Raw genomic sequence first — 6501 nt, forward strand, 5'->3', positions numbered from 1 at the left:
AAAATATGGTATTCGATTTATGTTTGGTATCGACTGTAACCGTAAGGTTTCCCCAGAAAAAGGACAATGGTTTCAACTGCGTTTATTGCCAAATTTTCATCAGGGTCAAGTGGTCTGGCTCAAAGATTTTGGCTTTGTACAATTATTTAAGACTCAGTTAAAAGAACAGCAGAGGTTTTATATTGTACATCAAAATGAAGATGATTTATTGTCCTTTCAGGGTTTTCATGAATTACATTCAAGTCATTGGAAAATAGAGCAATATCACCGGGTTATTAAACAGGTTTGTCATATTGAAAAGTTTCAGGTAAGACGATCTAAACTGATTTTGAATCATATTTTTTCAGCCTTGATGGCCTACGTTGAGATACAAAAGAACCAGTTTGAGCGGATCTTGGAAAATGTATATCGTTGGCAGAAGAGATTATTTAGACCAAATATCAAAAGCTTCATTGATGACTTTATTCTCGATAAAAATCACCTGCTACCACAGAGAATCTTTAAATAATAGTGCGTAAGTCCTATAATTGTATAAACATTTTTAGTGTCTGGTAATCATGTCGTCATTGATCAATTTTCTATCTCGCTTTAGTACTGCAACTCTTCATCGTAGTCTGAGCTATGCTAAGCACATTGATAGGGAAACAATTGAGTTTTTTGAGGAAAATGATGATGTCACGATGTATGCCCAAATTGAAGGGACAGATTATTACGATACTGCGATTACCTATAATCCCCAAAAAGACCGTTTAATTGATGACGACTGCACTTGTCCGGTTGGATATAACTGTAAACATGCTGCGGCTTTAGCGCGGTTATTCTTTCAGGAATATCGCCAGGAATTTCAGCAGCGTTATGCTGACTCTCAATCCCCGCAGGGAATCACAAAACGCCAACGGGGGGATGATCAGGCGCAGCGCTGGTTGAATGATTTTAAACGGTATTTACAACAGACTGAACCAGAGCAATCTGTCAAAACAAACAATTATTTAATTTACCTGCTAGATCAGTCTGTCAGCTTAAAGAAATTGACAGTTGATGTTCAGAAGGCCAGACGCAATAAAAACGGCTCAATTGCGGGGGAAAGTTATTATACCCAATATGAAAATATCACCAGAAAGCATCTGACTTTACCTGAACAAAAACGACAATTATTTAACCAGATTTATTATTATGCCAAAATAAACAGTGACGAACGCTTTTATCAAAGCAATCTTGATATCTCCAGAATTTTATTGGAGCATTTCAAATCTTTTATTCAAAGTGGCGATGTGTACTGGCAAAAAAAGAGCCATACTGCACTTCAATGGTCAGAACAAGGCTATCACATCGAATTGATCTGGCAACAAGGTGTAAACAAACAGACAGAGCATTTAAACATTGAATTGGTCAATGGTGATATTCGACTTGATTTGAAATCAAATCCACATATTCAGATTCTCGCGAGCCATCCACCATGTTATGTGAATATTCAACAGAACACGGTGGGCCAGTTATATGGTGAATATACGGCAAATCTTCTGTACCATTTTTTACAGATGCCTGATCTTCCATCTATGCTCTTGCCAGAGTTTGAGAAACTGACTCATCAATATTCAGACGTGAAAAATCTGCCTCGGCCCGAGTCTATTCAGCATATTGAGGTTCTTGAGGGAAGTCCCCAGCCAATTTTACGCTTCGGTGTTTTAGATAAATTTGATTGGAAATGGGAAGAGTCTGTTTGTGCTGAAATTGAATTTTCCTATGCTGGTGGGCGAATAAAAGCAGGTACATCAGGTGACAGTTTTATTGGTGAGCAGCATGGGAAAATGGTGCGACAGCTTCGGGACTTAGTTCAGGAACAACAGTCAATCCAGCGTTTACAGCTATTGGTCGAATCACTGAAGTGGGTGAAAGATCTTAGTTATGACCAGCAATTAAAACTGGATAAACAACGTCTCGATTCTATGGTTTTTGCTTTCTATGGAGACTGGATCAAACAGCTGATGCCCATCAATCAAATTGAGTTGATGGGCTGGCAGATAGAGCATCTGGAACACAGCCCCTTTAACCTGCAATATGTTGAAAATTTAAATATTTCTATCACTGAATCTGAAGGTCAGCAGGACTGGTTCAATATCGGGGCGACGGTTCAAGACAGTGCAGGCAATTCTTATAATTTACTTGATGCGCTCGTAGCTTTGGTGCGAGTAAATCCTGATTTACTTGATCCACGGACTTTTATTCATCTGCATGACAGTCAAATTTTCACCGTGAAAACTGCAGTTGATCAACCTGATTTGGCGCTATCCGCTAGGGATATTAAGCCGGTATTGTTGCATCTGCAGAGCATTTTACAGCAAGAAGAGCGCAGTATTGATCGCTATGATGCGAGTCAATTATTAGAATTGCAGCATAATCTTGGGATGACATGGCAGGTCAGTGATCGCCTGCAGAAATTTGTACATAAATTCAAACAAGGCTATCAGCAACAACTGCCGACACCACAAGGTTTTCAGGGGGAATTACGTCCATACCAGCAGCAGGGCCTAGGCTGGTTACAGTTTTTAAGGGAAACCCAGCATGGCGGGATTCTGGCGGATGATATGGGCTTGGGCAAAACAGCACAAACTTTAGCGCATTTACTCATGGAAAAGCAGGCTGGTCATTTGCAGGACAGACCCGCCTTAATTGTTGCACCCACATCGCTGATGCATAACTGGTTCAAAGAAGCGCAGAAATTTACCCCTGAGCTCAAGTTACTGCTGCTACAGGGCCCCGACCGTCATCAGTATTTTGAGCAGATTCCGCACTATGACATTGTGTTAACCACCTATCCGCTTCTGGCGAGAGATGAAGAGCAACTAAAGCAATATGAATATCATCAACTCATTTTGGATGAGGCGCAGAATATCAAAAATCCGCGTGCCAAAGCAGCACAGGTAGTACGGCAATTAAAAGCACGACATCGTTTGTGTCTAACCGGTACCCCGATGGAAAATCATTTGGGTGAGCTATGGGCACTATTTTATTTCCTGATGCCAGGATTTTTATATTCACAAGAAATTTTTAATAAAAAGTACCGTCATCCGATTGAAAAGCGCGGTGATCAGCAGTTAAGACAAAAGTTGGTCAACCGGATTAAGCCCTTCATTTTACGTCGCTTGAAAACTGACGTAGCCAAAGAGTTGCCAGAAAAAACCACGATTGAAGTCAATATTGATATGAATGACCAGCAATCCAAGTTGTATGAGGCTGTTCGTGCCACGATGCAGGCAAGCATTCAGAAAATTGTGGCAGAAAAAGGCTTTAAACGTAGTCAAATCCAAATTTTAGATGCCTTACTGAAGCTACGTCAGGTGTGCTGCCATCCTAACTTACTGAAACTGGATTCAGTTAAAACCGGGCAGGCTCACTCAGCCAAACTTGAACAGTTGATGGATATGGTCGTTCCAATGGTGGAAGAGGGGCGAAAAATTCTTATCTTCTCTCAGTTTACCTCAATGTTGGAACTGATTGAGCAGCAGCTCCATCACGCTGAAATTGGCTATGTGAAACTGACTGGAAAGACCAAGAAACGGGATGAAGCTATTACTACATTCCAGTCTGGACAAGTGCCGGTATTTTTAATCAGTCTGAAAGCAGGAGGGGTCGGTCTGAATCTAACCGCCGCAGATACAGTCATTCACTATGATCCATGGTGGAACCCTGCTGCTGAAGATCAAGCTTCAGATCGTGCATGGCGGATTGGACAGGACAAGCCGGTATTTGTGTATAAGCTGATTACCAATAAAAGCATAGAAGAAAAAATTCTTGCCTTACAGCAAAATAAAGCAGAACTGGCACAGTCTATTCTAAGTACCGATCATGAGGGAGAAGCGAAACTGACGGAAAATGACGTGATGAACTTGTTTGAGAAATTTTAGCTTGGTTGCAGATTTCCTCTAATCATCTGTAAGTATCTGAAAGTCTGGATGCAATTTTTTCCAATGTTCTCTTAATTTTTCTTTATGAACAGAAATCATAGGTAAGTCTAGTAATAGCGCTGGCCATACTGACCGTGCTTTGTCCATAATGGCGTGAAGTTGTTTTTCAATAACACGCCATGGAACACCGACTTTTTCAGCCCATTGTTCAAAGTGTTTCATCTCAGCTAAATACCAATCTTTATTTTTGGCAAGATTCAATGCGAAATGAAGCTCATTTTCAATATATACACTAGTCATCAATATATCGTATGCGGGAGATAATCTTGGTGTTCTTTTGTCCTGATAAATCATACTCCAGTTTTTTAAGTGTGCATCTCCATTGGCGAGCAAAATGTTGACAAGTAAGCGGCTGGCAAATTGCTGAATATCAAGAATTTTGTTATCTGAAAATTGATAAATGATCTTTCCTATCTGCTCATAATTTGTGGTGCTGTATTTCTGCTGTGGATATGCACCGAAGATCTGAGCAAAGTCTTCGATGTGAATAAGCTCTGTAGTATCAGCAGTACTCTGTCTATCAAATCTTTTGATTGCGAAAGCATATTGCTCTTGGGGTAAATTTAATGGTGGAAGGTCTTGTAAAAGGGCCACATCCACCAAGCGAATCTCAGGGACATCTATTCCGACCGTTTTGGCAAGGGTCATCATAGAATATTCATTTAGCGGAACAAAAGCATGTCTGGAAGAAGGAGTTTTGACAATCCAGTCCCCGAGTAGAGACGATTCCGTTGCCTGGACTAGTGTAAAACGCCCATCTTTGGCTTTCATGGAAAACTTCATTTGGACGCCGGCCAAGGAAAACTTATTATCTGTTCGAATCTCTTGCTTTAAGATCTGATCTGGATTAGAGATCTGCAGTTTGAATTTTATTTCATCTGGAATTTCTTCTGGATCTAATGGAGTCGCAATGAGTGCTCCAGGTAAATCATGACCTAAAGCTGCCAATAACTGAAATTCATTGTCTATATGTACTTTGAGGCTTTGTGCAATCAGTTCGCGTAATGCACCTTCTGGTAGCAAGTTTGATAGCAAGGGATGTAAACGCTGATGTGTAACATAGGTCTTTTCTAAAATCTTATCCACTTGAGGATACAAGGGGGAAGTCAGCAGGCTCAAGGTCGGGCGTTGCTGATCAGAGCGGAAAGAATCTGTAAAAACCAGAATATTTTTTCCGCTCTGAAATCCTGCCAAGTATCCAACGATACCGTGATGTAATGTTAATTTCAGGACGGCAACAGTATTCATGGTTCCTCTCCTCCGAGAAGACCCTTCCATGGGTTAGTCATTAAGTCATCCTGATCTTCAATAGTGACTTTAATTCCATCATTCAATAATTGTCTGATCAAATGAACCTTATCATCAGGGATGAGCATCAGTTGAGCATTTAATCCTGCCGCTATAATTTCTAAAGTCTCTAATCGAGGGTTGCCCTGACTTTCCAGTTTTTGGTACTGCTGTCTTGAAATGCCTGTACGGGATTGCATATCAACTTGCTTTAAGCCCAATTGGGTTCGTCTTTTTTTGATTTGCTGAAGTAAAGACTTATTCATTGTAGATACATTTATTTCTTTTGGATTCTATAAGAGACATATTAGTTGCTTTTTTTTTGAAAAGCAATTTATGACTTTATCATTTCGATCTGTAAAACAGCCCTAGCTACGTAGTGATCTGAAATGACTCTGAAAATACAGTTAAAATTTGCATTCGGACCCGCATCCTTTGTGATGGCCAGTTATTTTGATGCCAAGGAGACCCACACATTTAGAATCTTAAAAGCGGCTTTACGTTTAATTATCTTATGGATTGAAAATTGGGGTAGTGTCAATAGATCGAAAATTATAAAACGATATTATTGTGTGATTGTTCTACAATATAGCCTAGAGCTTTATAACTTTTACTCCTTCTCTGGAACATTTTGACAAATATCGGATGGTTAACATCAACATAATCATATACCTGAACTTCAAATTTACCTTCATTTGATCTATGAATACGCCCAACATATTGAGCCAAAGTGCCTTTCCATGAAATCGGGAATGCCAAGAACAAGGTATCTAAACGAGGAAGATCAAAACCTTCACCAATGTATTTTCCCGTGGCAATCACAACATGAGCATCATCTAAATTTTGTTTTTCTTTTATGTTTTTTGTATGGCTCATACCTCCCTGTAAAATAGATGTTTTATACCCTAAATCATTCAACTTATTTCTAAGATTTTCGGCATGTTTTCTACGTTCAGTTAAAATTAACGGGATCTGACCATTTTGAATACAATGAGAGACATCTTTAATAATGGCATTATTACGTTCTTTATCTTCAGTAAGATGTTGCATCAGCTTTGAAATATGTGGTTTATTTTCGGTACCAAAGAAAATTTCTGGGAATTCACCTTCATAATTTACTTGTATAGGACTTACGCACTATTATTTATAGATTCTCTGTGGTAGCAGATGATTTTTATCGAGAATAAAGTCATCAATGAAGTTTTTGATAACTGGTCTAAATAATTTCTTCTGCCAACGATATACATTT

At 39.3% G+C, this 6501-nt stretch carries 5 protein-coding genes and 1 pseudogene; 2 read left to right on the plus strand and 4 right to left on the minus strand.

Annotated elements, in window-relative coordinates:
- Together FTV32_RS15395 and FTV32_RS15400 are read left to right on the plus strand one after the other, a co-directional pair.
- A partial coding sequence (locus FTV32_RS15395) for a transposase (protein ID WP_180029071.1) occupies positions 1-508 on the plus strand: 508 nt, incomplete at its 5' end.
- Between the two features lie 49 nt (positions 509-557).
- On the plus strand, positions 558-3905 hold the full coding sequence (locus tag FTV32_RS15400; RefSeq protein ID WP_180029072.1) for a DEAD/DEAH box helicase: 3348 nt from the start codon (positions 558-560) through the stop codon (positions 3903-3905).
- Positions 3906-3923: 18 nt separating this feature from the next.
- Here the strand turns inward: FTV32_RS15400 and FTV32_RS15405 are convergent, their stop codons facing one another.
- The 4 genes and pseudogenes from FTV32_RS15405 to FTV32_RS15420 form a co-directional block, all read right to left on the minus strand.
- Positions 3924-5213, minus strand: a complete 1290-nt coding sequence (locus FTV32_RS15405) for a type II toxin-antitoxin system HipA family toxin (RefSeq protein WP_035270307.1) — start codon at positions 5211-5213, stop codon at positions 3924-3926.
- Positions 5210-5518, minus strand: coding sequence for a helix-turn-helix transcriptional regulator (locus FTV32_RS15410; RefSeq protein ID WP_034684105.1), 309 nt, complete (start codon positions 5516-5518; stop codon positions 5210-5212). The genes FTV32_RS15405 and FTV32_RS15410 overlap by 4 nt, the downstream gene beginning before the upstream one ends.
- 286 nt (positions 5519-5804) lie before the next feature.
- Positions 5805-6302, minus strand: coding sequence for a DEAD/DEAH box helicase (locus FTV32_RS15415; protein ID WP_257227644.1), 498 nt, complete (start codon positions 6300-6302; stop codon positions 5805-5807).
- A gap of 90 nt (positions 6303-6392) precedes the next feature.
- Positions 6393-6501, minus strand: a pseudogene (locus FTV32_RS15420) (IS701 family transposase); the annotation flags it as partial.

The sequence above is a fragment of the Acinetobacter sp. YH16032 genome (assembly GCF_013417345.1).
Taxonomy (GTDB): domain Bacteria; phylum Pseudomonadota; class Gammaproteobacteria; order Pseudomonadales; family Moraxellaceae; genus Acinetobacter.